This is a genomic window from Streptomyces sp. NPDC051578, from assembly GCF_044454045.1.
Taxonomy (GTDB): Bacteria; Actinomycetota; Actinomycetes; order Streptomycetales; family Streptomycetaceae; genus Streptomyces.
On the sequence record NZ_JBITDH010000006.1, the window covers coordinates 58,638 to 84,035 of the forward strand.

The 25,398-nt window shown below is 73.1% G+C and carries 19 protein-coding genes; 6 read left to right on the forward strand and 13 right to left on the reverse strand.

The window, feature by feature from the left end:
- Nucleotides 1-87 precede the first annotated feature (87 nt).
- Genes fxsT through fxsA form a run of 5 tightly spaced genes read right to left on the reverse strand, consistent with a single transcriptional unit; the run spans nt 88 to nt 8,756 of the window.
- Nucleotides 88-4,065 (reverse strand): FxSxx-COOH system tetratricopeptide repeat protein, encoded by a 3,978-nt coding sequence (gene fxsT, locus ACIA6C_RS23910; protein WP_399278790.1) that lies wholly within the window; start codon nt 4,063-4,065, stop codon nt 88-90.
- Nucleotides 4,049-5,461 carry a TIR-like protein FxsC gene (locus ACIA6C_RS23915; RefSeq protein WP_366081834.1) on the reverse strand — a complete coding sequence of 471 codons (1,413 nt, stop codon included), beginning with the start codon at nt 5,459-5,461 and terminating at the stop codon, nt 4,049-4,051. Before ACIA6C_RS23915 ends, fxsT begins: the two co-directional genes overlap by 17 nt.
- A gap of 43 nt (nt 5,462-5,504) precedes the next feature.
- The gene (locus ACIA6C_RS23920) at nt 5,505-6,302 is read right to left on the reverse strand and encodes an aminoglycoside N(3)-acetyltransferase (protein WP_399278792.1); all 798 of its coding nucleotides are present in this window, start codon (nt 6,300-6,302) and stop codon (nt 5,505-5,507) included.
- Nucleotides 6,299-8,563, reverse strand: a complete 2,265-nt coding sequence (gene fxsBH, locus ACIA6C_RS23925) for a radical SAM/SPASM protein FxsBH, inactivated beta-hydroxylase extension form (protein WP_399278794.1) — start codon at nt 8,561-8,563, stop codon at nt 6,299-6,301. Before fxsBH ends, ACIA6C_RS23920 begins: the two co-directional genes overlap by 4 nt.
- A 28-nt stretch (nt 8,564-8,591) precedes the next feature.
- Nucleotides 8,592-8,756: an FxSxx-COOH cyclophane-containing RiPP peptide gene (gene fxsA, locus ACIA6C_RS23930; protein WP_361133135.1), complete on the reverse strand. Its 165-nt coding sequence runs from the start codon at nt 8,754-8,756 to the stop codon at nt 8,592-8,594.
- 298 nt (nt 8,757-9,054) lie between these two features.
- Here fxsA and ACIA6C_RS23935 point away from each other — a divergent pair, with 298 nt between their 5' ends.
- Nucleotides 9,055-10,230: a hypothetical protein gene (locus ACIA6C_RS23935; RefSeq protein WP_399278796.1), complete on the forward strand. Its 1,176-nt coding sequence runs from the start codon at nt 9,055-9,057 to the stop codon at nt 10,228-10,230.
- Between the two features lie 13 nt (nt 10,231-10,243).
- Here ACIA6C_RS23935 and ACIA6C_RS23940 read toward each other — a convergent pair whose 3' ends face one another.
- Nucleotides 10,244-11,146 (reverse strand): alpha/beta fold hydrolase, encoded by a 903-nt coding sequence (locus tag ACIA6C_RS23940; protein ID WP_399278798.1) that lies wholly within the window; start codon nt 11,144-11,146, stop codon nt 10,244-10,246.
- A 166-nt stretch (nt 11,147-11,312) separates the two neighbouring features.
- Between ACIA6C_RS23940 and ACIA6C_RS23945 the strand changes: the two genes are divergently transcribed.
- A complete protein-coding gene (locus tag ACIA6C_RS23945; protein WP_399278800.1) occupies nt 11,313-11,738 on the forward strand; it encodes a VOC family protein in 426 nt (141 codons plus the stop codon).
- Between the two features lie 18 nt (nt 11,739-11,756).
- Here ACIA6C_RS23945 and ACIA6C_RS23950 read toward each other — a convergent pair whose 3' ends face one another.
- Nucleotides 11,757-12,851 (reverse strand): DUF3533 domain-containing protein, encoded by a 1,095-nt coding sequence (locus ACIA6C_RS23950; RefSeq protein WP_399278802.1) that lies wholly within the window; start codon nt 12,849-12,851, stop codon nt 11,757-11,759.
- Between the two features lie 232 nt (nt 12,852-13,083).
- Between ACIA6C_RS23950 and ACIA6C_RS23955 the strand changes: the two genes are divergently transcribed.
- From ACIA6C_RS23955 to ACIA6C_RS23965, 3 genes are all read left to right on the forward strand, one after another.
- Entirely contained in the window at nt 13,084-16,497 is a 3,414-nt protein-coding gene (locus tag ACIA6C_RS23955; protein WP_399278804.1) for a DNA polymerase III subunit alpha, read from the forward strand.
- Nucleotides 16,494-17,477 (forward strand): hypothetical protein, encoded by a 984-nt coding sequence (locus ACIA6C_RS23960; protein WP_399278806.1) that lies wholly within the window; start codon nt 16,494-16,496, stop codon nt 17,475-17,477. Before ACIA6C_RS23955 ends, ACIA6C_RS23960 begins: the two co-directional genes overlap by 4 nt.
- 261 nt (nt 17,478-17,738) lie before the next feature.
- The gene (locus ACIA6C_RS23965) at nt 17,739-18,599 is read left to right on the forward strand and encodes an esterase/lipase family protein (protein WP_399279101.1); all 861 of its coding nucleotides are present in this window, start codon (nt 17,739-17,741) and stop codon (nt 18,597-18,599) included.
- A 31-nt stretch (nt 18,600-18,630) separates the two neighbouring features.
- Here ACIA6C_RS23965 and ACIA6C_RS23970 read toward each other — a convergent pair whose 3' ends face one another.
- The 5 genes from ACIA6C_RS23970 to ACIA6C_RS23990 form a co-directional block, all read right to left on the reverse strand.
- A complete protein-coding gene (locus ACIA6C_RS23970) occupies nt 18,631-19,674 on the reverse strand; it encodes a lytic polysaccharide monooxygenase (protein WP_399278808.1) in 1,044 nt (347 codons plus the stop codon).
- 213 nt (nt 19,675-19,887) lie between these two features.
- Nucleotides 19,888-21,384 (reverse strand): M4 family metallopeptidase, encoded by a 1,497-nt coding sequence (locus ACIA6C_RS23975; protein ID WP_399279103.1) that lies wholly within the window; start codon nt 21,382-21,384, stop codon nt 19,888-19,890.
- 308 nt (nt 21,385-21,692) lie between these two features.
- Nucleotides 21,693-22,745, reverse strand: coding sequence for a M4 family metallopeptidase (locus tag ACIA6C_RS23980; protein WP_399278810.1), 1,053 nt, complete (start codon nt 22,743-22,745; stop codon nt 21,693-21,695).
- A gap of 105 nt (nt 22,746-22,850) precedes the next feature.
- Nucleotides 22,851-23,324 carry a DUF402 domain-containing protein gene (locus ACIA6C_RS23985; protein ID WP_361133778.1) on the reverse strand — a complete coding sequence of 158 codons (474 nt, stop codon included), beginning with the start codon at nt 23,322-23,324 and terminating at the stop codon, nt 22,851-22,853.
- A 5-nt stretch (nt 23,325-23,329) separates the two neighbouring features.
- A complete protein-coding gene (locus ACIA6C_RS23990) occupies nt 23,330-24,298 on the reverse strand; it encodes a GNAT family N-acetyltransferase (protein ID WP_399278812.1) in 969 nt (322 codons plus the stop codon).
- Between the two features lie 70 nt (nt 24,299-24,368).
- On the opposite strand from ACIA6C_RS23990, the gene ACIA6C_RS23995 reads away from it, so the two are divergent.
- On the forward strand, nt 24,369-24,761 hold the full coding sequence (locus tag ACIA6C_RS23995) for a GntR family transcriptional regulator (RefSeq protein WP_399278814.1): 393 nt from the start codon (nt 24,369-24,371) through the stop codon (nt 24,759-24,761).
- A 63-nt stretch (nt 24,762-24,824) separates the two neighbouring features.
- Here the strand turns inward: ACIA6C_RS23995 and ACIA6C_RS24000 are convergent, their stop codons facing one another.
- Complete coding sequence (locus ACIA6C_RS24000) at nt 24,825-25,379, reverse strand: FABP family protein (protein ID WP_399278816.1); 555 nt, start codon at nt 25,377-25,379, stop codon at nt 24,825-24,827.
- Nucleotides 25,380-25,398: the final 19 nt, after the last annotated feature.

The window sequence follows — 25,398 nt, forward strand, 5'->3', positions numbered from 1 at the left end:
CGCGGCCCGTGCGGGGGCCGCCCTCCGCCGGATCACACGACGTCGGATCGCACGCGGCCGCCGCGCCGGGTTCGGGACGGGGCCGGATCACACGGCGAGCGGCTCCAGGTCGCGGTGGACCCGGCGCTCGTCGCGGGCGTAGCGGGTCAGGCCGTGGTCCTCGCCGAGCAGTCTCGTCAGCTCGGCCACCGCCTCCGCCCGCACCCGGGCCGCTTCCTCCTTGCGGCCCATCATGTCCAGGCTGACCGCCATGTTGGCGGCGGACGCCAGGGTCTCCGGGTGGTGCGCCCCCAGCGCCTCGCGCAGCCGCAGCACCACCAGCCGCTCCAGCTCCAGCGCGCCCTCCGGGTCCCCGAGGTCGGCGAGGGCGTTGGCGAGGTTCAGGTTCCCGAAGATGGTGTGCGGGTGGCCGTCGCCCAGCACCTCGCGCATGTGCCGGACCGTCTGGCGCAGCATCGGCTCCGCCGTGTCCGCGGCGCCCGTGCCCCAGTGGAACACCGCCAGGTTGTTCACCGCGGCCAGCGTGTACGGGTGCCGCTCGCCCGGCACCTTCACGTACTCGTCCACCACCTCCTGCGCCAGGTCCCGCGCCGCGCTCGGGTCCCCGGTCGCGAACAGGTCGGCCGCCAGGTTCAGTTCGCAGGCCAGCAGGTCCGGGTTGACCGAGGTGTACTTGGCGCGGTAGCGGTTGCGGGTCGCCGTCGTCAGGCGCAGCGCGTCCTCCAGGTCGCCCGCGCGGCGCAGCGACACCGCCAGGTTCTTCGCCGCCGACAGGGTGCCCGGGAAGGCCCGGCCGAGCGTCCGCTTGTAGATGTCGTACGTCCGGCTCAGCAACTGCACCGAATCGTCGTACCGGCCCACCTCGCGCAGGTCCCGGGCCAGGTTCTGCGCCGACGACAGCGTGTACGGGTGGTCCGGGCCCAGCACCTCGGTGCGCCGGTCGAACACCTCCTGGTCGATCTCCCGGGCCCGGGAGTACTGCCCGACCATGCGCAGGTTCAGGGCCAGGTTGTTCGCGGCGGCCAGGGTGCGCGGGTGCGCCTCGTGGAATATCTGCCCGAAGCCCTCGTGCGCGGCCGTCGCCAGCTCCATCGCCTCGCCGTAGCGGCCGAGCGCCCCCAGGTCCATCGCCAGGCCGCTGGTGGTCATGTACGTGTGCGGATGCGACGCCCCGAGCGCGGTCCGCTGCCGCTCCAGCGTGACCTCGTCCAGCTCCTTCGCCTCCACGAACCGGCCCTGGGAGCGCAGGATGTTCGAGAGGTGGAACCGCAGGTACAGGTACTGGAGGTCGCTGTCCCCCAGCATCTCCTTCCACACCTCGCGCAGCTCCTCGCCGAGCTGGTACGCGGCCTTGAAGTCGCCGCGCTTCCACAGGTAGCGCACCCGGTCGATCAGCAGCCTGCGGGTCTCCGGCTCCTTGCAGAACCGGGCCTCGGAGGGCGTCAGGTGCGGCCAGATGGTGTTGAAGCGCGGCCAGGTGGCCGGATTGTCTATGGGCTCGTCGTCATCGGGCCGGGCACCCGCGAGGATCCGGTGCACGGCGTGCCGGGCCTCGCGCTGCTCCTCCTGCGACAACTGCGCCCGGATCACGGCCTGGACGAGGCGGTGCACCTGGATGCTGTTGCCGACCTGGTCGACCTTGGCCATCGCGAACCGGCCGATCTCCCGGATCACCCGGCCCAGCATCAGCTTCTCCTGGAGGGAGGAGTCGTACGGCTTGAGGGCGTTGATCATCTCCTTGCTGTAGAGGAGGTTCGCGGATATCGGCTCCGGCGCGAAGAAGGCGCACAGCTGTAGCAGCCGCACGGCCGCGGGGGAGCGTGACTGGAGCCGCTCGATGGACACGTTCCAAGTCGCGGCGACGGGCTCCGGGTAGCCGGCCGGCTGGTTCAGTCCCAGCACACTGGCGGCCTGCTGAGCCAGCTGCTCCAGGTACGCGGACACGGGCGTGGCGGTCTCCGCGATCCAGGCACCCGCCTGCTCGACGGCCAGCGGCAGGTCGCCCACGGCCACGGCGACCTGCTCGGCGTCCTCGTGGGAGAGACCGGGGGCCCGCCGCTGGAGGTGCTCGATGGACTCCTCGCGCAGGAACACGTCCACCGGCAGCGCGTCCCCGTACTGCGACCAGGACTGGTTGCGGGAGGTGACCAGCACGTGCCCCGGACCGCCCGGCGGGAAGAACCGCCTGAGCGCCTCGGGGTCGTCGGCGTTGTCGAAGACCAGCAGCCAGCGCGAGGTGGGCACGCCCCGCCGCAGCAGGTCGATCGCCTCCTGGGACGCGGCCGCCATGTCCTCGCCCGTCTGGGCGCCCAGCCGTACCGCCAGCTCCGCGAGGGCCGCGACCACGTCGTCGGTCTGCTCCGAGGAGATCCACCAGACCAGGTCGTAGTCCGCCATGAACCGGTGGACGTACTCCAGGGCCACCTGCGTCTTGCCGACGCCGCCGAGCCCGTACAGGGTCTGCGGCTGCGGCAGCACCACCGCCATGCCGCCGCCGAGCTGGTTGCGCATCCGCTCCAGCACGATGCTGCGCCCGGTGAAACCGGTGTTGCGGGGCGGCGCGTTCCAGATCTTCGGCACGGTCCCCGGGAAGCGGGGCCCGGGCTGGGAGGCGCTGTTGACCGTGTCGTTCAGGGCCATGGGCCGCTCCACCGCGCGCAGCAGGGCCGTCGTCGCGTGCACCTCGTCCAGGCGGAAGAGGTCCACCGGATTGCGGTCGATGTACGGAGTCGCGAGCCGTACGTCGCCCACCCGCAGCGGCACCAGCTGGCGCCTGCCGCCCGTCGGGTCCTCGGCGGCGGCCCGGTTCCACACGTCGACGGCGCGGGCGGACTTGAGGAAGGCGGTGGACAGCAGCACGACCGTACGGGCGGCGCCGTCGACGCTGATGCCCGATCCGCCGAGGGTGTCCCCGGACGGCGGGGCGGGGGCCACCTCCGCCGAGACGTCCTTGGGGACCACGCGGAAGCCGGCCCGGGTGAGCACCGACTCGATCCAGTCGGCCCACATCCGGTTCTCCGCGACGTAGCAGAGGAACAGGTCGGCCGGGAGGGCCGGGCGGCGCCGGGTGAAGGCGTCCCGGATCCGCATCCGGACGTCCTCGGCGATGGCCGGCATGGAGGTGATCTCGCCTTCGGTGACCACGGCGGTGAGTCGCTCGAACGCCGAGAGCAGGGAGTTGGTGAGCCCGGCCTCGTCGCCGAAGGTGGCCAGGGTCTCCTCGTAGGCGTAGTAGGGCCGGTACGGGATCTCCACCGCGCCCCAGTAGGAGGTCAGGTCGTCCCCTACGAGGCCGCCCGGGAAGCGGTCGAACTTGATCCGGGCCAGTGCCCTGCCCGCGTCGGCCTTCTCCTTCTCGCCCTCGTCGATGCGCATCGGCACGGGGTAGATCTTGATGCCGCGGTCGTTGAACCGCTCGTCGATCTGCCGGGCCACGGAGGCGGCGCCGTCGATGGACTGGTCGGAGAGGGTGAAGCAGTCGACCAGGACGTCCGGCAGGTGCACGGTGCAGATGTCGGCGATGTCGGAGAGGCCGGTGCGGCTGTCGATCAGCACGTAGTCGTAGTTCTTCTTCATGTCGGCGCGTAACGCGTCGAAGAAGAGGCCGCCGCCGAGGCGGTCGTAGAAGTTGTCCCAGTCGAAGGTGGACACGGTCGCCGAGTACTCGCGGTTCTGCCGGCCCGCCGAGACGAAGTCGAGCGTGCCGCCGTCGGGGAACTCCCAGCCCAGCGTCTCCGGGGTGAGGGAGACCGCGTGCGGCTGTATCCGCGCGTAGTCCTTGTGCCAGTCGTCGGCGCGCTGCACCGGGCTGGTCGCGGCCCAGGCGTACTCGCTGATCAGGTCGATGACCCCGGTCGTGGCCCCGAGCGTGGAGGGGTCCAGGAAGGGGTGGAAGAAGCGGTGCAGACCCGGCGCCTCCAGGTCCCAGTCGACGGCCAGCACCCGCTTGCCGTTGGCCGCCAGGATCCAGGCGGTGTTCGCGAGCGCCATGGTGCGGCCCGTGCCGCCCTTGTAGGAATAGAAGGTGACGATGCGTCCGCCACGGCTGTCACGACCGGCTGTCATCCGTGTCCCCCCGCTCTGTGTCGCTGACGTCGTTGGTGTCGCTCCGGCGCGGCGGATCGCCGCCCGCTTCGGTGTCGGGCGGGAAGGGCGCGCGCGGCGGGAGCGGCGAGGGCGGCTCGTCCATCCCCATCGGCCCGACCAGCCGCGGCCGTTCGGTGTGGGTGCCGCCTGCCGGCGGGTACACCTGGGCGTGTCTGAGGAACTGCTGGGCGGCGGCCTCGACCACCTGCGGCAGGATCTGCCCGAGCATCTCCATGTTGGCCACGCCGTTCGCGGCGGCCCGGCAGGCGGCCCGGCCCTGGCTCATCTTGACGGGCATCGTCCCCTCCAGCCGGTCCGCGAGCTCGCTCTCCTTCGCCCGGCCCTGGTGGTCGTAGCGGTTCCAGGGCACGACCACGTTGATCCACGGCCGGTGTTCCTGGTCGAAGGCGGCCAGGCGCTGGCGGCGCTGCTCGTCCTCCACCGCCCAGCGGTCGACGATCAGGATCTCCGGCCGCGTCGGCGGCTGCTTGCTGTCGAAGTGCCCCGCCTCGTCGTCGAACGAGCCGAGGCTGGTCTGGTAGTTGAGGTTGCGGATCACGTCCTCGGCCACGTAGGCGATGGGCCGCTGCGCCACCGGGTGGTACGGGTTCCACTCCAGGGCGTTGTCCCCGTAGTACTCGGGGCTGCGGCCCTCCGGGAGGTCGTGCCGGGAGGCGGCCGCGACCGTGATGTGCAGGGTGCGGGCGGGGTTGTGGCCGTTGCTGCCGAAGGCGCTCGGCACCACCCGGTAGTCCAGCGGCTTGATCGGGTCGATGCGCACGGTCTCGGCGACGTGCACGATCCGTTTGGCGAGTTCGTACACGGCCGCCTCGTACTGCTCGGCGTAGCTGCGCAGTTTGATCAGCCCGTACAGGCCGTCGGTGACGTAGCGCTCGCCGAAGGTGTTGTGGTTGAACTGCAACCGCGAGGCGGGGCCCGGCATGTGGCTCGCCGGCACCGGCACCCACAGGGCCGGCACGATCGCCTCGGGAGGCGGCTCGTTGTGGCGCGCGCCGTGCTGGATGGCGCGCTGCGCGAAGGCGAACCACTCCTTCCCGCACATCTCACTGGCGAAGTAGCGCGGCGAGAACAGGGGGACGAAGACCCGGCAGGTGGCGAGCGCCGCCGCGAGCCGTTCCGACCAGCCCTCGCCGCTGCGTATCTCGCGGTCCATGAAGCCGGCCTCCGAACCGGCGGGCAGGTCCGTCAGCGCCATGACGTGGTTGCAGAGATCACGGAAGAGCCGCTCGACCCACATGTCGGGGTCGGGCCCCCCGGCCCCGAATCTCGGCGTATGCGCATAACTGAGAAAGAAGTACGGCTGCACTGATGCGGGCACACGACCCCCGTCCCGAAGATGCGAGCGAAGAAACATCATTCCGGAGCTGCTTCGCCACATCCCCTCATCGTTCAGTCAATCAGCGTCTGTTTTCGGTCATCCAGTCGAGAGCGTGACCAACGGCATCGGGAATCGAGAAGAGCACCGCCCCGGCCCCTCCCAGCGGGCCCCTGCGCAACCGCGAATCAGGGAACGCGTCGCCGATCTGTGCGAAATCACTGTCGTCCAGCGCGACGTCCTCGTACGTCGTCCACCCCTCCCCCCGCCGTCCCCCCGGAAGGTTCACCTTCACCACACAGTCGTACATGCGCAAGGGGGGCTCGGGAATTCGGTACTCCGCCAGATGGAAAGCGGTGCAGGAGGAAAATCCCACATTGATCATGAGTACCTGCCCGCCCTCCCCGCACATTCTTCCCAGGGGTGACTCCTCGCCCAGGTGGCATTCGAGGCGGTGACCGGCGCAGAGCCGCCGCGCGTCCTTTCCCAGCGCCGCGAAGGAAGTCTGCGGATGGGCGCTGCGCGCGGCGCCGGGGGAGGTGCGGACGGTCTCGGCGAAACGCCCCACGCCCTGGCTCGGGGTCCGCCGCGGGTCGAACGCGGGCATCCGCGCCCGGAACTCCCGTACCTGCGGTTCCGAAAGACCCGCGATCCGCTCCAGGTGCGCCGTGGAGGTGCGGGAGTTCTCCGAGGTGAACGCGGGCACCACCAAGGTGCCGTGCGGCCCCAGCACGTCCGTCAGGGCGTCGCGCAGCACCTCGGCCCGCAGACCGGTGCCGCGGAGCGCGGCGTGCACCAGCAGCCGGGCCCCCGGGCGCACCCCGAGCCGGCGTAACTCCCCGGCCGGCGTGAGCGCGCCCGCGGCCTCGGGGGACCTCATGCGTCGACCGCCTTCGACTCCCAGCGCAGCTCCGCCACCAGCCGCTTGCCGGTGGTGGTCAGCTCGGCGGCGCCGGCCAGCCGGTCCAGGGCCCGCTGGATCCGGTCCGCCGCCCCCGGTTCGGCAGCCGCCGTCGCACGCCGGTACGCCTCCACCGCCACCCGCTCGTGCACGTCCGCCAGCAGCCGGGACACCGGGACCGGGCGCTCCCGCCACGGCGAGGGGTGCTGCCACTGCCCGTCGAGCGCGTACAGGTCGGCCACCTCGGTCAGCGCCCGCAGCCGGGCCCGGCGCCGCCCGGTCAGCAGCGCGAGGGCCGTCTCGCGGACCCCGGCGCCGTACGGGACCCCGAGCGCCCCGGGGCCGTGCCGCCCCGCCTCGCCCCAGCCGTGGGCCCGCGGACCGCCCGCGAGCGGCGTCAGCGTCGTCAGCCCGGCCGCGGCCGCCCGGGCGAACTCCGGGACGGCGGTGTGCAGCAGCGTCCAGGCCGCGTCGAGGCGGACCCGCCACTGCCCGGCCTCCCCGGCCCCCAGCCGGAGCCTCGGCGGGCGGGCGAAGCAGTTGCGGTACGGGTCGAGGTCCTCCAGCGCCACCGGGGCGGTGTCCGGCCCGGGCGGCGACCAGCTCCGTACGGGCAGCCAGCGCGCGTCCCCCGCCGCCGGGCCGAAGCGGTGCTCGGCCCGGCCGTCGCGGACCGCGTACCCCGTCCCGGTGGACCGCAGCGCGGCCCGGCCCCGCGTGCCCGGCTCCCCCAGGCGCAGCAGCCCCAGCGTCGGGAGGTACACCTCGCCGTCCCGGTAGGGGACCTCGGCCGGCAGGTCGAGCCCGCCGCGCAGCACGGCGGCGGCGGCGAGCGCGGCCAGCCTGCGCGCCGCCTCGGGGCCGTGGGGGCGCCCGTCCCGCCCGGCGTCCAGGGCCTCCAGGACCCAGGTGCGGGTGAAGGGGTGGTCCAGTACGGCTTCCAGGGCCTTCGCGCCCGCGTCCCCGGCCCGTTCCACGCGGGCCAGCAGCTCCCACGACCGCGCCCATTCGGGATCACCCGTACGGTCGGCGTTCAGCCGGGCGAGCAGGACCCGGGTCAGCTGCTCCTGCGAGCGGGCCAGTTCGGCCGGGTCGGTGAGCTCCGGCGCGGTCTGCCGGGACGCGGTGCGGCCCTCGACCCCGTCCACCAGCTCGCGCAGGTCCGTGCAGTACACCGAAGGGTGGTCGAAGCTGCCGCCGTCCGGGTCGGCCCGGTAGCGGTGGGTGTAGAGACCGCCGCCGCACGAACGTACGACGGGGCAACGGCGGCACGTGTCACTGACGCCGTCCAGGCCCAGCTGCCGCGCCCGTACCCCGGGGTGGGCGGCGACCTCGTCGAAGGAGTGGGCGAAGACGTCGAAGCCGGTGGCGGCGGCGCCCTCGTAGGCGCTCTTGAGGGAGTCGACCTGCTCCAGGGTCCCGTCCGTCTCCACGACGACGAGGTCGGTCGGCGCGAGACCCAGGGACTCGGTCAGGCTCGGACCGCCGCGCAGGGTGGACAGCAGGGACTCGAAGAGCCGTACGGAGACCGGCCGCCCGAGCCGCTCCCAGTGGTCGAAGACCCGCAGCAGCCAGCGCGCGTACGCGTCGGGGGCGCCGTCGGGGCGGACCGGCGGGGCCTCCCAGGTGGCATGCGGGAGCAGGAAGTCCACCCGGGGCGGCTGCAGCTCGACGAGCGCGTCCAGCACGGCGACGGGGTCGTTGGCGACGTCTACGGTGCAGAGCAGGCCCTGGTAGAGGTGGCGGTAGGGCTCCGAACGGAGCAACGCGACGGCGGCCAGCACCAGGGGGTGGCTGCTGCGCCCGTCGGCGAACCGGCGGTGGCGGTCGTTCGCGGCGCGGTCCCCGTCGAGGGAGATGCCCACGCGGACGCCGAACTCGGCGAACAGGTCAAGGTAACGGCGGTCGAGCTGGAGCCCGTTGGTGTGGATCCGCAGGTCGAGGCCGGCGGTCCCGGCGAGGGCGCGGGTGAACTCCTCGCACACGAGGCGTAGTCGGGCGGTGCCCGCCAACAGGGGTTCCCCTCCGTGAAGAATCACCGTGACGGAGGGGAGTGCATGGTCACGGGCATGTTCGGCGAGCCGCGACGCGGTATGCGAAATGACCTCGGGGGAGATCACTTTCGGCCGGGCTCGCCAGCTCTGATCAGCGTGTTCATAGACATAGCAATGATCACAAGCGAGATCGCATCTGCTGTGAACCTTGAGGACGATCTCGCGAAAAGCGATCAGGCCGGTCATTCCACCAGTCTAGAGCCGGGCTCCGGTGTCAGAGCGCCGAGTTGAAGATCGGTGCCTGAACGTGACGGCCGTTTTCCGAAGGCAGGACGCGTCCGAGCGTCTCGGCCGCCGAGGCGCTGTGGACGTCGATCCGGTCGAGCGGGACCAGGGGGGTCTTGACCGTGCTGGTCGCGGGGGTTGCGGAAGTGTTCACGACACCGTCCTCGGGGAGGCCATGCGAAATGGGCGGGGGAGGGACACCGGCGGTCCCGCTGGTGTCAAGCGTGGACTTTACCCGTCCACACCTTATTGGCAACCGAGACATGACGCCTGGTCAAGCGTTCTACGGAAAGGCTCCGGCAATTCTCCGGGTGCGGTAATCGGCCGTTTGCCGTACATCAAGATCCTTGCTCCCTGACACCGGGTCACCGCGGAAGTCGATCACCCGACGGGCCAGGGTTTAGCATGTTCACGCCATCCCTCTGACCTGCCGTTCGGCCGAAAGCACCCTCATGCGCCTCCAGCGGACCCTCGCCGCGACCGCCGTCCTCACCGCCCTGCCCGCCCTCGCCGCCTGCCAGGGCGACCCGGCGCCGTCCGCCGGCCGCGCGGGCGCGAGCCCCTCCCCGTCCGCCGGACGGCCGTCCGCCGGCGGTTCGATCCTCGACGCGCAGCAGTACGTACGGCAGTTCACCTCCTGCGAGGACATCAGCAGCGAACCGGACGACCCCCGGCTGCCGTCGACCGAGTTCACCCGCGTCGGACAGTGGTCCGTGACCCAGCGGGGGGTGTGCAGCGACCGGCCCGCGCACGGTGAGCTCGTCTTCTACGTCGCCTCCGACATGAAGGAGTTCCAGGAGCGCTACAAGCAGAAGGTCATGGACGCGATCAAGGGCGGCGACGGGGCCTCCGGCCTCAACAGCCGTGTCTTCGTCGGCAAGGGGTACGTGGTCACCCCCACGCAGACGAAGTCGGCCCTCGCGCTCGCCCGGTCGGACCTCCGGATACTGACCTGCAACCCGACCTTCGCCGTACCCAAGGGATACAAGAAGGAGCAGGCGCTGGTCGAGGGCTGCGTCCTCAGCGACTTCGTCAACAGCCCGGACGGCACCGGCAGTCCGAACCTGGAGACCCCGCAGGACCCGGGCGGCGAGAAGCCGGGGCAGCCGGCCCAGGGCAGCCTCGGGCTGCCGCGCGCCGGAAGCATGGCCGAGCTCAAGAACCTCGTGGGCGCCGGCATGGACTGCTCGCACTTCACCACCGCGCCCGGCGACGTGGCCATCGAGTCGATCGACTACCAGCCGGTGGTCAAGGGCGACCCGCTCGCCTGGGGCGTCACCGGGCGGGGGCTGTGCGGGGTGCCGGCGGGTGCGCAGCGCGCCCACGACCTCAACTGGCTCGACACCGTCGGGAACATGAAGAAGCTCCAGACCAAGACGAAGGCCGCGCAACTGGCCGACCTCAAGGACGACGGGAAGCTCAACGCCACCGCGAGCCGGCTGCTCGTCGGCGAGAACATAGCGGTGGAGTCCAACGACCCCGCCGTCCGCGACGGCCTCTACCAGGCGCAGTTCCTCGCCCTGAACTGCGTCCCCGGCTTCTCCGCCCCGGCCGGCTACCGCCTGGAGCGCTCACAGGTCGACGGATGCGTCCTGACCAACTACGAGCCGGAGCACCCGGGCGGCTGAGCCGCAAGCCCCCTCACGCCGGCTGCTGTGCGCCGGGGAGCGGCACCGGCAGGTCGCGCAGCAGCCACGTCAGTACGCCGGGCAGCGCGCGCAGCGCCGCGAAGTGGGCCGCGGCCGGATCGAAGGTGGCGGCGGCGCCCGGGATGCGGCGGGCCAGCCAGCGGGAGTGGCCCACCGGCGAGAACACGTCCAGCTCGCCGTGCCAGATCAGCACCGGGCAGCGGATGTCGGCGGGGTCGAAGCCCCACGGGCCGCTGAACGCGATCGCGTCGTCGATCCACCCGTACGCCGAAATGCGCACCCCTTCCCGGTAGTTGCGCAGCAGCATCGCCCGCAGGCCCGCGTCGGCGACGATCATCCGGTCGTTCTCCGTCAGCTCCTTGCGCAGCTCCTCCAGCAGCCGGCGCGGGTCCTGGCGGATGCCTTCGGCGCGCGGGATCAGCCGGGCGGCGAACTCCTCGGGGTCGTCGTAGGCCCTGGTGTACTCCTCGACGTTCGAGGCGGCCATGCCGTCGAACCAGTCGAGGTCCTGCGCGTCCCGGGGCGCGAGCGGGACCAGGGCCGCCGTGCGCGTGACCCGGTCGGGCAGCAGGGCGGCGCACGCCAGCGCGCCCGGTCCGCCGCCGGAGCGGCCGGCGACGGCGAAGCTGTCCAGGCCCAGGGCGTCGGCGATCGTGGCCACCTCCTGGGCCACATCGGCGACGGTGCGGCCCGGGTGGCGGTCGGAGCCGCCGTAGCCGGGACGGTCGTAGGCGATGAGCTGGACCCGCCGCTGGTAGAGGACCATGCCGCGCGGGGCCGGTCCCAGCCGGCTGCCCGGGGTGCCGTGGAGCAGGAAGACGGGCTTGCCGTCCGGGTCCCCCCAGCGCTCCACCATCAGAGCGCGGCCGTCGGCGGTGCGCACCTGATCGCGCACGCGCTCCCTCCCTCACGTTCGACGCGGGCAGTCAGGGTGATTGTGCGCTTCGGGGCAGGGGTGCGGTAGAGCGCGCCCACCGGTAATTTCCCGGCGCGCCCGGGGGCACCGTCCCCGCCCCTGGCGCCTCCACCCCTGCGGGAGGCGCTCACGGCACAGTGGGCACATGAACGCAGACGACGACAACGTGTTGGCCCGGGGACGCGTGGCGACCAGGCTGCCGGCCGGGGACCTGGACCGCGCGCGGCGCTTCTACTCCGAGCGGCTGGGCCTCGAACCCGTGGACGAACGGCCCGGCGGGCTGCTGTACCGCTGCGGCAGTACGGAGTTCGCGGTGTTCCGGTCGACGGGGTCCTCGCCCGGCACCTTCACTCAGATGGGGTGGGAGGTCGACGACCTGGAGACGGCCGTGGCGCAGCTCAAGGCGCGCGGAGTGGTGTTCGAGGACGTCGACGTGCCGGGGCTGCGCACGAGGAACGGGATCGCCGAGATCGAGGGCAACTACCCGAGCAAGGGCGCCCGGGGCGAACGCGGTGCCTGGTTCCGCGACAGCGAGGGCAACCTGCTGGGTATCGGCGAGCCGGTCGCCTGAGGCCCGGCCGCGCCCCGCTCACGGCCCCGTGGTCCGGGCGGCGGGGTCCGGGGAGCCGCTGCCCACCGCCGGGCCGCCCCTGCCGCGGTGCAGGACCGCGCAGACCACGGTGACGGCCGCGCCGAGGACCGCCCAGGCCGCCAGCACCAGCATCGCCGGGCCCGCGTCGTTGCCCCGGAAGTACGTGATCGAGCGGGCGGCGTAGGTACCGGCGCCCGGCGGCAGGGCCGGTCCGATGGCCCTCCAGAACGGCGGGAGCAGCGGGTACGGGTAGGCGCCGCCCGCGCTCGGGTTGCCGAAGACCACCACCAGCAGGATGGCCAGCCCGATGCCGACCACCCCGGCCACGCCCTGGAAGGCCAGCGTGATCGCGCCGACGGCGAAGACGACCAGCGTGCCCAGTCCCCACAGGGCCATGACGTTGCCCGGCAGCGCGCCCAGGACCGGCCCCGCGATGACCGTGCCGAGCAGCCCGGCGGCGATCGCGTACAACAGCAGCGAGCCGAGCCGGATGACGGCGCGGGCGGAGTTCGCGGGCCGTGCGCCGGCGCTGATCGCGAGGATCGCGGCGCACAGGTAGCCGCCGACGCACCAGCCGACGACCAGGTAGAAGGAACTCAGGCCGCGGGCGTCCCCGGCGGCGGCCGGGGCCACGTCGACGATCCGCACGTCGCGCCCCTGGGCCGCCTCGGCGCGGCCGACGATCCCTTCGAGCGCCTGGGAGAGCGAGGCTCCGGCGCCGCTCGCGACCAGCAGCCGGTCGGTCTTGCCGGCCGGGTCGACGAGCAGCGCCCCGGCCACGCTCCGGTCCTCGATCCGTGCTCGCGCAGCCGCCTCGTCCGCGACGGTGCGGGTGTCGAGCGGGTCGCCGGGCAGGGCGCCGAGGCCCTGGGCGGCGCGCGCGGCGACCGCTTCGGCGGGAGCGGCCACCGCGAGGGGGATCCGGCTCGGCGCGGGGTGGTGGAAGGCCCCGATGTAGGAGGTGATGAAGGCGAGCTGGAGCGCCAGTACCCCCAGGACCAGCAGGAAGGCCCGGGTGCTGACGGCGTCCTTGATCTCGGCGAGGAAACCGCCGGACGGGCCCGCGGATGCGTCGGTGGTGGGCTGGGTCATGTCTCACACGCTCGGCGGAGCGGGGGCCGGGCGCAGCAGGGGTGGTCCGAACGGGGGGCCGGGACCGGCGGGCGGGGCCGCGAATGGATGATCGAACTGTTGTTTCGCACGGGTATTCGAATTGCTCTATGGTGGAGACGGGGGAGGCCGAAGGAGTGTGGCGAGGACCAAGGGAAGCAGGAGGCCGCGGGTGCCCGGTTTTACGCATCTGCACACCGTTTCGGGGTTCTCCATGCGTTATGGAGGCTCCCACCCGGAACGGCTGGCGGAACGCGCCGCCGAGCGGGGCATGGACGCCCTCGCCCTCACCGACCGCGACACCCTCGCAGGCACGGTCCGCTTCGCCCGGGCGGCGGCGGAAGCCGGGATCCGGCCCCTGTTCGGGGTCGACCTGGGGGTGGCCGGGAGCCCCGCGGCCACCGTCCGCGCCGACTCCGCCGAAGCCTCTTCCCGGCGGCGCAACCCCGTCAGGGGCGGCGCCTTCGTCGACGAGTCCGCGGCCCGGGCCGTTTTCCTCGCCCGCGACGGCGCCACCGGCTGGGCCGAGCTGTGCCGCATGATCACCGCCGCCCACGCGGGCGCCCCCGACGTCCCGCTCCTGCCCTGGGAGGAGCTGCGCGGCGCGAGCGGCGTGTACGTCCTGCTCGGCCCCGGCTCCGAAGTGGGCCGGGCCCTCGCCGCGGGCCGGCCGGACCGGGCCGCGCGCCTGCTCGCGCCCTGGCGGGAGGTCTACGGCGACGACCTGCGCCTGGAGGCCGTCCACCACGGCCGCACCGGCACCGGGCCCGGCTCGCTGCGCCTGGCCGCCCGTACGGTCGGCTTCGCCGCCGAGCAGGGCGTCCCGGCCGTGCTGACCAACGCCGTCCGGTACGCCGACCCCGGCCAGGGGCCCGTCGCCGACGTCCTCGACGCGGCCCGCCGCCTGGTCCCCGTCGACCCCCGCAAACCCCTCGACAGCGGCGAACGCTGGATCAAGGACCCCGCCGCCATGGCCGAGAACGCCGACCTGATCGCCCGGGCGGCCGGGCTGGGCCCCGCCGACGCGCGCCGGCTGCTCGCGGAGACCCGGAGGACGGCCGAGGCCTGTGTCGTGGACCCCGAGGACGACCTGGGGATCGGGTCCGTCCACTTCCCCGAGGCCCGGCTCGTCGGCGCCGCCCACCGCACCGCCCAACGGGTCCTCGCCTCCCGGGCGGCCGCGGGCATGGTGCTGCGCGGATACGCCGGCGAGCGCCGGTACTGGGAGCGGATGCACGAGGAACTCGACGTCATCGCCTACCACGGCTTCGCCTCGTACTTCCTGACGGTCGCCCAAGTGGTGGATGACGTCAAGGAGATGGGTATCCGGGTGGCGGCCCGCGGCTCCGGCGCGGGTTCCCTCGTCAACCACCTCCTCGGCATCGCGCACGCCGACCCCCTCGCCAACGGCCTGCTGATGGAGCGCTTCCTGTCCAAGCGCCGCCGGGTCCTGCCCGACATCGACATCGACGTGGAGTCCGCCCGCCGGCTGGAGGTCTACCGGCGGATCATCGACCGGTTCGGCGCCGAACGCGTCGCCACCGTCTCCATGCCCGAGACCTACCGGGTCCGGCACGCCGTCCGTGACGTGGGCGCCGCCCTGTCCATGGACCCGGCCACCGTCGACCGGCTCGCCAAGGCCTTCCCGCACATTCGGGCCCGCGACGCCCGCGCGGCCCTCGCCGAACTGCCCGAACTCCAGGGCGTGCGGGGGGAGTCGCACGGGCGGCTGTGGGAGCTGGTCGAGGCGCTGGACGGGCTGCCGAGGGGCATCGCCATGCACCCGTGCGGGGTGCTGCTCTCCGACGCCTCGCTCCTCGCCCGCACCCCGGTCGTGCCGAGCAGCGGCGAGGGCTTCCCCATGTCCCAGTTCGACAAGGACGACGTGGAGGAACTCGGCCTGCTCAAACTCGACGTGCTGGGCGTACGGATGCAGTCCGCGATGGCGCACGCCGTCGCCGAGCTGCGGCGCGCCACGGGGCAGGAGCTCGACCTGGACGACCCGGCGCAGGTGCCGCCGGGCGACGGGGCCACGTACGAGCTGATCCGCTCGGCCGAGACGCTGGGCTGCTTCCAGATCGAGTCCCCGGGCCAGCGCGACCTGGTGGGGCGGCTCCAGCCCGCCACCTTCCACGACCTGGTCGTGGACATCTCCCTGTTCCGGCCCGGCCCGGTGGCCGCCGACATGGTGCGCCCGTTCATCGAGGCCCGGCACGGGCGGGCCCCGGCCCGGTTCCCGCACCCGGACCTGGCGGACGCGCTGCGGGAGACGTACGGGGTGGTGGTCTTCCACGAGCAGATCATCGAGATCGTGCACGTCATGACCGGCTGCGGCCGCGACGAGGCGGACCGGGTGCGGCGCGGGCTGTCCGACCCCGACTCGCAGGGCCGGATCAAGGTCTGGTTCGCGGCGACGGCGCGGGCGCGCGGCTACTCGCCCGAAGTGATCGCCCGGACCTGGGAGATCGTGGAGGCCTTCGGCTCGTACGGGTTCTGCAAGGCGCACGCGGTGGCCTTCGCCGTCCCCACCTACCAGTCCGCCTGGCTCAAGGCGCACCACCCGGCCGCCTTCTACGCCGGTCTGCTCACCCACGACCCCGGCATGTACCCGAAGCGGCTGCTGCTGGCGGACGCGCGGCGCCGGGGCGTCCCCGTGCTGCCGCTGGACGTGAACCGGTCCTCGGTCCGCCACCGCATCGAACTGGTGTCCGAGGTGCCGCCGCTGTGGGGGCTCCGGCTCGCGCTGGCCGACGTCCACGGCATCAGCGAGGCGGAGGCCTCCAGGATCGAGGCCGGCCAGCCCTACGCCTCCCTGCGCGACTTCTGGGACCGGGCCCACCCGGGCCGACCCGTGGCCGAACGGCTGGCCCAGGTAGGGGCGTTGGACGCCTTCGGCGCCAATCGGCGCGACCTGCTGCTGCACCTGAGCGAACTGCACGGCGCCCAGCGCGCGGCCGACGCCCGGGGCAGTGCCCAGCTGCCCCTCGGCGGCGGGCGGTCCACCGCCGCCGTCGGGCTGCCCGACCTCAGCGAGGCCGAGCGGCTCAGCGCCGAACTCGGCGTCCTCGGCATGGACACCTCGCGCCACCTGATGGCGGACCACCACGCCTTCCTCGCCGAACTGGGCGTGGTCCCGGCCCGGCGGCTGCGCGACACCGAACACGGCCGGACCGTACTGGTCGCCGGAGCCAAGGCGGCCACCCAGACCCCGCCCATCCGCTCCGGCCGGCGGGTCATCTTCACCACCCTCGACGACGGGACCGGCCTGGTCGACCTGGCCTTCTTCGACGACAGCCACGAGGCCTGCGCCCACACCGTCTTCCACTCCTTCCTGCTGCTGGTGCGCGGAGTGGTGCAGCGGCGCGGACCGCAGAGCCTGAGCATCGTCGGAGCGGCGGCCTGGAACCTCGCCGAACTGGTCGAACTGCGCGCGCAGAGCGGCCTGGAGGCGGTCACCGCCCGGCTGTCCGAACCGGTGCGCGCAGGCACCGAGCCCCCCGCCCCCGGCCGCCGGATCCACCTGTCGACCGGCTACGAGATGAACCCGTGGGCCGACCTCCAGCCGCCCGGGACGGGCCCGGCGACCGGACGCAAGCTGTGGCACTCCAGCCCGGGGAGCGCGGGATGAACAGCGCGATCCTGCACGTGAGGTGCGCCCCGGCGCTGACCGGCGAGGGCTACCGGGAGGTCCTGGAGCTGCTGCGGGAGTTCTCCCCGGTGGTGCAGGCCCTGCCGCCGCGCGCCGCGCTGGTCCAAGTCGGTGGTGCGCAGCGCTACTTCGGCGTGGACGCGGCCCGCATCGCCGAGGTGGTCCGGCTGCGCGCGGTGGCCCGGCTGGGCACCGACGTCCGGATCGGGGTCGCCGCCACCTGGGCCGTGGCCGCGACGGCCTCCGCGCGGGTGCCCGGACCCGGTGGGATCCTGGCCGTCCCCGAGGAGGCGGTGTCCGACTTCCTCGCGCCGCTGCCGGTGGAGGCGCTGTACGGGCTCGGCTCCCGCCAGGCGGAGGCGCTGCGCGGCTACGGACTGCATACGATCGGGGCCCTCACCGAGGTGTCCCCCGGGGTCGTCGAGCGGATCCTCGGCAAGCGGGCGGGCCGGCTGGTCGTGGAGCGCGCCCACGGGGCCGACCCGCGGCCGGTCACCCCGAGGGACCTGCCCTCCTCGGCCGCCGTCCGCGCCGGGTTCCCCCGGGAGGAGCTGGACGGCCCGCACGCCCGGGCCGCGCTGCTCGCCCTGGTCGTCCGGCTCGGCGCGACCCTGCGCGGGCGCCGCCAGGCCGCGCGGGCGCTGACCCTGACCCTCCAGTTCGCCGGCGGCACCCGCTGGGAGAAGACCCGGCGGCTGGTGGAACCCTCCGCCCACGACGAGGACCTGCGGGCCATGGCGTACCGCCTGATGGACGCGGCCGGCCTGCAACGGGCCCGGCTGACCGGCGTGGTGCTCCGGGCCGAGGACCTCACCGGCGCCGAGGGCGTGGCCCGCCAGCTGACCCTGGACCCCGTCCGCGAGTCCCGTCTGACGGTCGAAGCTGCCATCGACCGCGCCAACGCCCGCTTCGGCCCGGGCACGGTCCGCCCGGCGGCCACCTTCGGCAAGGCCTCGTAGGCAGGAGGCCGCAGGCCCGTCTCCTTGGTGAACCCCAGGCCAAGCCCGTTGCCTGAGCCCGTCCTTCGTGCGTCCGCCGGCCCCGCGTGGGTGCTTCGGCATCGCGCGGGACCTGAGGGCAGCTCGACACACGAGTTTTTACCGACGCGTAACTTCCAAGTCTTGCTACTCGCCCGTAATTTATCGGCAGCAGCTCCCCTTGTGATCCGGATCACGGGACAAACCCCCCGCACCATCCCCATGACGCAAGGAGATCACTCGATGCTGCCCTGGCGCCGCCTGCTCCGCCCGCTGGCCGTCCTGACCCTCGCAGCCGCCGCGCTCGTCGCCCCCACCGGCACCGCGCAAGCCGCCTCCGCCCCCAGCAGCGGCTGGAACGACTGGACCTGCAAGCCGTCCGCCGCGCATCCGCGCCCCGTCGTGCTCGTACACGGCACCCTCGGGAACTCCGTCGACAACTGGCTCGGCTTCGCGCCCTACCTCGTCCACCGCGGCTACTGCGTCTACTCCCTCGACTACGGCCAGATCCCCGGCCAGTCCTTCTTCAACGGCCTCGGGCCCATCGACAAGTCCGCCGTGCAGCTCGGCACGTTCGTCGACCGGGTGCTGACCTCCACCGGAGCCGCCAAGACCGACATCGTGGGCCACTCCCAGGGCGGCATGATGCCCCGCCAGTACCTCAAGTTCCTCGGCGGCGCCGCCAAGGTGAACGCCCTCGTCGGACTCGCCCCCGACAACCACGGAACCACCCTGTCCGGCCTGACCCAGCTGCTGCCGTACTTCCCCGGAGCCGAGGACCTGATCAGCTCCGCGACCCCGGGCCTGGCCGACCAGATCGTCGGATCCTCGTTCGTCACCAACCTCAACGCGGGCGGGGACACCGTCCCGGGCGTCGCGTACACGGTGATCACCACCAAGTACGACGAGGTGGTGACCCCGTACACCAGCGGCTTCCTCAGCGGGCCGAACGTACGCAACGTCGTGGTCCAGGACCTGTGCGCCCTCGACTTCTCCGAGCACGTCGCCATCGGCCTGACCGACCGCATCGCCTGGCACGAGGCGGCCAACGCCCTCGACCCGGCCCACGCCGAACGGACCACCTGCGCCTCGGTCTTCCAGTGACGGGCCTCGCCCGGCGACGCCCGGGCAGGTCCTAGCGGCCGTGCAGGCCCGTCGTCGCACGGCGGCGGGCGACGGCGAAGAGCACGGCCGAGCCGACGGCCAGGGTGCCCGCCCCGGCGATCGCGATCACCGGGGCGGAGCCGTCGCCGCCGGTCTGGGCGAGGTCCCCGGTCCTGGCCACCGCCGTGGACGGCGAGGCGAGCGGGGACTCGGCGGTCGTGCCGTTCGTGTTCGGGTCGTTGTCGCCGTGGCCGCCGTGCTCCACGGTCGATTTGGCCGCGCCCTCGGAGATCTGCTCGTCCGTCGGCGGCTTGGCGACGGGTCCGTCCGACGGTTTGGTGCCGGGGGCGGTGGCGGTGCTGCTCGGCTTCGAGCCGGGCTTGCCGCCGGTGGATCCGGTGCCCGCCCCCGTCCCGGTGCCCGCCCCGCTGCCGGTGTCCTTGCCGAAGACCACGTCCGAGCAGCTGTAGAAGGCCTCCGGGCTGTCCGAGCGCTGCCAGATGCCGTAGATCAGGTGACGGCCGCTCTTCTTCGGGACCGTGCCGGAGAAGACGTAGTCACCGCCGCGCATCCGTGGGTCGGTGACCTTCACGAACGGTTCCGGCTCCAGGTCGGACCACCTCAGCGGCTTCGACGGGTCGTAGCCGTCCTTCGTCACGTACAGCTCGAACGTGCCCTTGTGCGGGGCCGTGCCCTTGTAGCGGAAGGTGTGCGCACCGGAGGTCATCGCGCCGGCCGGCCAGTCCGCGCGGGCGAGGTCGAGCCCCCGGTACTTGTCGTTCCCCGCGGAACACAGCTGCCCGTTCGGGATCAGCGCCCGGTGGTTGCCGGCCGCGTTGGCGATGTTCACCGCGTTCCAGTCGTAGAACGGCTGCGCGCCGCCCGCCGCGACCGCCGCCTTGCACGCCGCCGACCGCGGGGACTCGGGACCCTCCGCGTAGCAGGCGGCCACCCGGCTGACCGGGTCCGTCATCGAACCGTGCGCGGCCGCGGGTGCGGCGGCGTACGCGGCCACCACCAGCGGGGCGATACCGGCGGCGGCGACGCGGCCGACGGAGCGGGTGACGGTACGCATGGTGGATCTCCTCCGGGCGGTGGCGTCATGGGGTACGCCAGGGGGACCGGGCGGCGCGTCCCCGGACACGAGGTGTCTCCGACGCCGTCCCCGGCCCTCCCTGGCCCCGCCAACCTAACCGCCCCGACCTGCGCTTCCGCGCGGATCGGGGCCGTCGGGGCGATCCTTAGGCCCCCCTTAAGGCAGGGGTAAGCAGCCCCTGAGGAAGGGGGTTCACTTCACGTTGACCGCGGTCCAGGCCGCGGCGACCGCCTGGTACTCGGTGCCACCCGTTCCGTACAGGTCCGCGGCGGCCTTGAGGGTCGCCGTCCGCGCTCCCGCGTAGTCCGTCGAGGAGGTCATGTACACCGACAGCGCCTTGTACCAGATCTTGTACGCCTTGGTCCGGCCGATGCCGGCCACGGTCGAGCCGTTGGCGGTCGGCGAGTCGTAGCTGACGCCGTTGACCGTCTTGGCGCCGCTCCCCTCGGACAGCAGGTAGAAGAAGTGGTTCGCGACACCGGAGGAGTTGTGGACGTCGAGGCGGCCGACGTTCTTGTCCCAGTAGTCCGCGGAGGCGCCGTCGCGGCTCGGCTTGTCCATGTACCGCAGCGGCGTGCCGTTTCCGCGGATGTCGATCTTCTCGCCGATCAGGTAGTCACCGGGGTCGGAGGGGTTGGCGGCGTAGAACTCCACCGAGGTGCCGAAGATGTCGGAGGTGGCCTCGTTGAGACCGCCGGACTCCCGGGTGTAGCGCAGCCCGGCCGTCGAGGCGGTCAGGCCGTGCGACATCTCGTGGCCGGCGACGTCGAGCGCGGTGAGCGGCTTGGTGTTGTTCGTGCCGTCGCCGTAGGTCATGCAGAAGCAGCCGTCGTCCCAGAACGCGTTGACGTAGGCGTTGCCGTAGTGGACGCGGGAGTAGGCCGCGACGCCGTCCCCGCGGATGCCCAGCCGGCCCAGTTCGTTCTTGTAGAAGTCCCACGTCACGGCGGCGCCGTAGTGGGCGTCGACGGCGGCGGTCTGCCGGTTGGCCGGGGTGCCGTCCCCCCAGGTGTCGTCGGCGTCGGTGAACAGCGAACCGGTCCCGTTGGTGCCGCCGGCCAGGTCGTAGGTCTTGTGGCCGCCGCGGGCGGCGTCGTTCAGCTCGAACTGCGAGCCGTTGGCCTTGGTGCCGAGGGTGACCGAGCCGCTGTACTCGCTGGCGCCGATGCCCGTCTCGACGGCGTCGTAGGAGTAGAGCACCTTGCCGCTGCGGGCGTCGGTGATGGTGTGCAGCCTGCTCGGCGTACCGTCGTGCCCGACGCCTTCGGTGACGCTCTCCCAGGCCAGGACCGGTGCTCCGCCGACGGCCCAGACGACCTTGCGGGCGCCCTTGGGGGCCGCGAGGGAAGCGGCCTTGGTGTCCACGGATATGGGGGCCCCGTAGGCCTTGGTGGTGGAGCGCGCACCGTTCTTGGCGTGCACGACCAGGTCGCCGCCGAGAACAGGCAGACCGGCGTAGGTGCGCTCGTAGCGGGTGTGGACGGTGCCGTCCGCGTCCTTGACGACGTCCCGGGCCACGAGCCCCTCCTGGTCGCCGAGACCGATGGCCTTGGCGGTGGACGGGGCGTCGGACTGGGCCTGGGCGATCGCGGAGGCGCGCGCCGTCCCGGTCAGCGAGACGGCCGTGGCGCCGGCCTCGCGCTCGGCGGCGGCGCTGGCGGGACCGCTCTGCACGGCGAGGGCGACCATCGCGGCGGAGGCGACGAGGGCGGCGGCACGGAGGGCGTGGACACGGCTGCGGGAGAGGGGGGTTGAGGACGGCGTGGGGTGAGTCACTCGTTGCTCCTTGTTGCCGGTGGGGAGGCAGTGGTGGAGACCTTGCCAGGAAGTCACCCCGGATTGGCAGGTGCGCAACAAGAATTTGACCTTCCCGTTGTCCGGAGAACGCACAACGGTGTCCGCTCGGCGGTGAATGCGCCCGATATCGGAGGGACTTGCTCCGCTACCGCCCCGGGACCGACGGCCCGGGGCGGCGGCGGGTGCGCGCGCTGCGCCGGTCAGCCGAGCCCGGGAATCTGCCGCGCGGCGAAGGCTGCGCGGACCGCGTCCGCCGCGGACTTGCCGTACATGCGCTGCGCCGTCGAGACGGTCGTCCGCGCGGCGTCCGCGAAGTCGGTGTCGGCGCGGAAGCCGAACTGCGCGTCGACGATGATCCGGTCGGCCGTCCGGGCGCCCAACGCGGCCCGGATGTCGAAGAGCGCGCGCGACCAGATCTCCCCGTCCGCGTGCACCTCCCCGACCCGGTCGGCGTACACCTTCGAGCCGTCGATCCGCCGCAGGCAGTGCGGCGCCGCGCTGTAGCCGGTCGAGTCCCAGTCGCCGACGCACGCCAGGTCCGTCTTGCGCGGCCACCCGTACGCCTCGTCCGCGTGCGCCCCGACCTCGACCGCGAGGTAGTCGCCGAACGCCTCGCCGATCGCACCCGCCTCCGGGGAGGTGCCGAAGCCCGGGACCTGCGCGTTGTGCACCGCGTGGCCGTACTCGTGCACGATCACCTCGGCGTCCTCGGCGTCGTCCACCCCGCCCTTGCCGAAACGGATCTCGGCCTTCTTGTCGGAGAAGAAGGAGTTGTCGGCGCCCCACTGGTTGATCCGCACCGGCTGGGCGCGGTCGTTCGCCCCCGGCAGCTCGCTGCCGAAGCCCAGACCCTGGAGGTACTCCTGTGCCTCGTTCACCCAGAAGTACGCCATGACCTGCTCGAACCGGTCGTCGGCACGGGTGTACCCGGCGGCGTCCGAGGTCTTCGCGGAGGGGCCGGTGTCCGAACGGACGTAAGCCCACTTCCCGGACAGCGATCCGCTGCCGTCCAGATTGCGCAGCGCGGCGACGGCGTAGGCGGAGGCGGGCACGGCGTCGGCGCCGTCCTTGCCGTCGGTCAGCGTCTGGTCGCCCGAGGACTGGACGGGGTTGACCATGAAGACACGGGCCTGGGGGAGCTGCGTCGCTGCCGGCTCCGCCGAGGGCAGGGCCGAGACCGGACCGGGCTGGGCGAACAGCGCCGCGGTGGCGGCGGCAGCGCAGACGAGTCCGCGGGATGTGCGGCGGATCATGGTCGTCCTCCTGCAAGGAAGTGGTGGTGGGTGAGGCCGTGATCCTCACCCACCCGAACTCCCCTGCGCCAGGGGCGGGACGGACCTGTCGGTGCCGGTGTCGGCCTACACGAGCAGTGCGGGCAGGCCGGCAGGCGTCCTGGCCTGCGCTTCGAGGGCGTCGAGGGCCGATGCGGCCCGGGCGGCGGCCTCCGGGTCGCGCTCGGCGAGGCCGCTCGCCGCGAACTCGTCCTCGTCCAGGCGCAGGACGCTCGACCCGTCCCCCGACACCCACAGGTCGAGGTCCAGGTCCTCCACCACCACCTCGCCGTCCCGGACCACGGCCGGCCGGGTCACGTCGCAGTACCACCCCTTGAGCCGGCCGTCGCCCGTCCGCACCTCCTTGACCGCGTACCAGCGGCTGCGCCAGAAGTGCTCGGTGAACACGTCGCCCGGCTCGAAGCGCACGAAGCCGAAGTCCCGTACCCCCTCCGCCGCCCAGGGAGCGCGCACGGAGAGCCGGTCGCCCGTGTCGGCGAGCAGCTCGGCCGGATAGCGGATCTTGGTGCGGCCGGCCTTGACGAGGGCGACGGTGAGCATGCCGGTCACGCGGTCACTTCCTCAGGGCCGGGACCGCAGGGGGCGAGCCGCTTCGCGAAGCGGGTCTCGGTGGCGCGGATCTCGTACCCGAACCACTCGTTGACGGCGAGCATCGGTGCGTTGCGCGCGTCGTTGCCGGTCAGTGCCTCGGTGCAGCCTGCCGCGAGGGCCCGGTGCAGGGAGGCGGTCTTGGCCAGCTTGGCCAGCCCGCGGCCGCGGTGGGCGCGGCGCGTGCCGGTCATCGCCGAGCCGTAGCGGCCCGCCCCGTCGGTCCGGGCGGCGCAGAAGGCGGCCACGACGCCGTCGACGAGGACGACCGTGGTCAGGTCGTGGTCGAGCGAGGGCTCGTGCCACACCCCGGCGAGCCAGTCGTCGTAGTCGTCCAGCTCCACCGGCACGTCGCCCGGCTCGTCGGAGGAGACCTCGGCGTCGGCCTCGTACAGCGGGCGCGGATCGTCCGCGAACGCGGAGGCGGGCCGCAGTTCGACGCCCGGAGGCAGCACGGCCGGGTACGGCGGCAGGGTCCGCTCCGACAGCTCCAGGCGCAGGAAGTGCGCCGAGCGGCCGGGGCGGTAGCCGTGCCGTGCGGCGAAGGCCTGGTCGCCCTGCCCGTCCAGGACCCAGGCGTAGGAGTCCACGGCCCCGGCGGCGTGCAGGTGTTCCTCGGCCGCCCGCAGCAGGGTGCTTCCCACGCCGAGGCCGCGGTGGGCGGGGTGCACCTGGAGGTTGACGAAGCCGAGGCCGGGCTCGGGACTGTCGTGCGCGATGCCGACCTGGGCGGTGGCGACGGCCAGGCCGTCCGCGCGCTCGGCGAGGAGGACCCGGTACCGCTTGGCCGGGTGGGCGGAGGTGACTTCGTGGACCACCCCGGCCGGGGTGCTGATCATGAACGGGAGGACGGTCCGGCGCAGGTCTGCGACGGCCCCCGCGTCCCCGGGGTCGGCGGGGCGCAGGTCGCGGATCGAAACGGTCATGGGGGCGACGCTAGGTGCCGGCCGCCGTCGGCGCCTGCGAATTACCGGGCGGTGGGGGACAATCGGCGCCGTGACCTCGACTTCGCCCAACCTCAAGATCAAGATCGACGCCTCGGCCGGCTCCGCCGCCCCCTACGAGCAGCTGCGCGCGCAGATCGCGGACGCGGCCCGGTCCGGGAGGCTGCCCGTGGGGTTCAAACTGCCGACCGTGCGAGGGCTGGCGGAGGACCTGGGGCTCGCGGCGAACACGGTCGCCAAGGCGTACCGGGCCCTGGAGGGCGACGGAGTGATCGAGACGCGGGGGCGGGCCGGGACGTTCGTCGCCGCCGCCGGTGACTCCGCCGCGCGCCAGGCGGCCGCCGCGGCGCAGGCGTTCGCCGAGCGCGTCCACCGGCTGGGCCTGACCCGGGAGGAGGCCACGGCCGCGGCGGGGGAAGCCCTGCGGGCGCGGTACGGGGCGTGAGTTCCAGCTCCCGCCCGCGTCCTCGCGCGGGCTGGGCCGGGCCGGCGGTACGGGGCGTGAGGCTCAGCTCCCGCCCGCGTGCTCGCGACGGCTGAGCCGGGCCATGAGGTGGTGCTGCATCGGCTGGCCCACCGCCTCCATCTCCTGGACCACGACCAACTCCCCGCCCTCCAGGGTGTACCTCCGGCGCATCGCGGTCACCTCCTTGGCCCGGGGCGTCACCGACACGCTCGTGGTGGCCATCTCGATCCGGGTCCCGGACACCTGTCCGACGTACGTCTCGACGATCCCGGTCGGGTGGGCCAGCACCACCTCCAGCGAGGCGTCCGGCATCACCCGCCACCAGCCGACCTCCCGCCCCGAGGGGCGCAGGGCGGCGCCCGATCCGTCGATCAGCCAGGCGCGCGACTCGTAGCGCAGGAACGGCCTCCCGTCATGGCTGAAGGTGACCTCCTGCTCGTAGCGGAACCCGTGCTCCAGGGTCGGGTACTCGCCGCTGCCCCGGCCGTGCCAGCGCCCGATGAGGGGCAGCACCGGCCGCAGCTGCGGGTGCGGCTCGGGGCCCTCGCCGAGGACGAGGCTGTCGGGATAGGGGTTCTCCTGCGCCGGTTCGAGCATCTGGACTCCTGTTCGGTGT

What these genes read in the sequence shown, in the direction of transcription:
- fxsT (WP_399278790.1), bottom strand. Translation starts at nt 4,065, where the DNA reads ATGACAGCCGGTCGTGACAGCCGTGGCGGACGCATCGTCACCTTCTAT.
- ACIA6C_RS23915 (WP_366081834.1), bottom strand. Translation starts at nt 5,461, where the DNA reads ATGTTTCTTCGCTCGCATCTTCGGGACGGGGGTCGTGTGCCCGCATCA.
- ACIA6C_RS23920 (WP_399278792.1), bottom strand. Translation starts at nt 6,302, where the DNA reads ATGAGGTCCCCCGAGGCCGCGGGCGCGCTCACGCCGGCCGGGGAGTTA.
- fxsBH (WP_399278794.1), bottom strand. Translation starts at nt 8,563, where the DNA reads ATGACCGGCCTGATCGCTTTTCGCGAGATCGTCCTCAAGGTTCACAGC.
- ACIA6C_RS23935 (WP_399278796.1), top strand. Translation starts at nt 9,055, where the DNA reads ATGCGCCTCCAGCGGACCCTCGCCGCGACCGCCGTCCTCACCGCCCTG.
- ACIA6C_RS23945 (WP_399278800.1), top strand. Translation starts at nt 11,313, where the DNA reads ATGAACGCAGACGACGACAACGTGTTGGCCCGGGGACGCGTGGCGACC.
- ACIA6C_RS23950 (WP_399278802.1), bottom strand. Translation starts at nt 12,851, where the DNA reads ATGACCCAGCCCACCACCGACGCATCCGCGGGCCCGTCCGGCGGTTTC.
- ACIA6C_RS23955 (WP_399278804.1), top strand. Translation starts at nt 13,084, where the DNA reads ATGCGTTATGGAGGCTCCCACCCGGAACGGCTGGCGGAACGCGCCGCC.
- ACIA6C_RS23960 (WP_399278806.1), top strand. Translation starts at nt 16,494, where the DNA reads ATGAACAGCGCGATCCTGCACGTGAGGTGCGCCCCGGCGCTGACCGGC.
- ACIA6C_RS23965 (WP_399279101.1), top strand. Translation starts at nt 17,739, where the DNA reads ATGCTGCCCTGGCGCCGCCTGCTCCGCCCGCTGGCCGTCCTGACCCTC.
- ACIA6C_RS23970 (WP_399278808.1), bottom strand. Translation starts at nt 19,674, where the DNA reads ATGCGTACCGTCACCCGCTCCGTCGGCCGCGTCGCCGCCGCCGGTATC.
- ACIA6C_RS23975 (WP_399279103.1), bottom strand. Translation starts at nt 21,384, where the DNA reads ATGGTCGCCCTCGCCGTGCAGAGCGGTCCCGCCAGCGCCGCCGCCGAG.
- ACIA6C_RS23980 (WP_399278810.1), bottom strand. Translation starts at nt 22,745, where the DNA reads ATGATCCGCCGCACATCCCGCGGACTCGTCTGCGCTGCCGCCGCCACC.
- ACIA6C_RS23985 (WP_361133778.1), bottom strand. Translation starts at nt 23,324, where the DNA reads ATGCTCACCGTCGCCCTCGTCAAGGCCGGCCGCACCAAGATCCGCTAT.
- ACIA6C_RS23990 (WP_399278812.1), bottom strand. Translation starts at nt 24,298, where the DNA reads ATGACCGTTTCGATCCGCGACCTGCGCCCCGCCGACCCCGGGGACGCG.
- ACIA6C_RS24000 (WP_399278816.1), bottom strand. Translation starts at nt 25,379, where the DNA reads ATGCTCGAACCGGCGCAGGAGAACCCCTATCCCGACAGCCTCGTCCTC.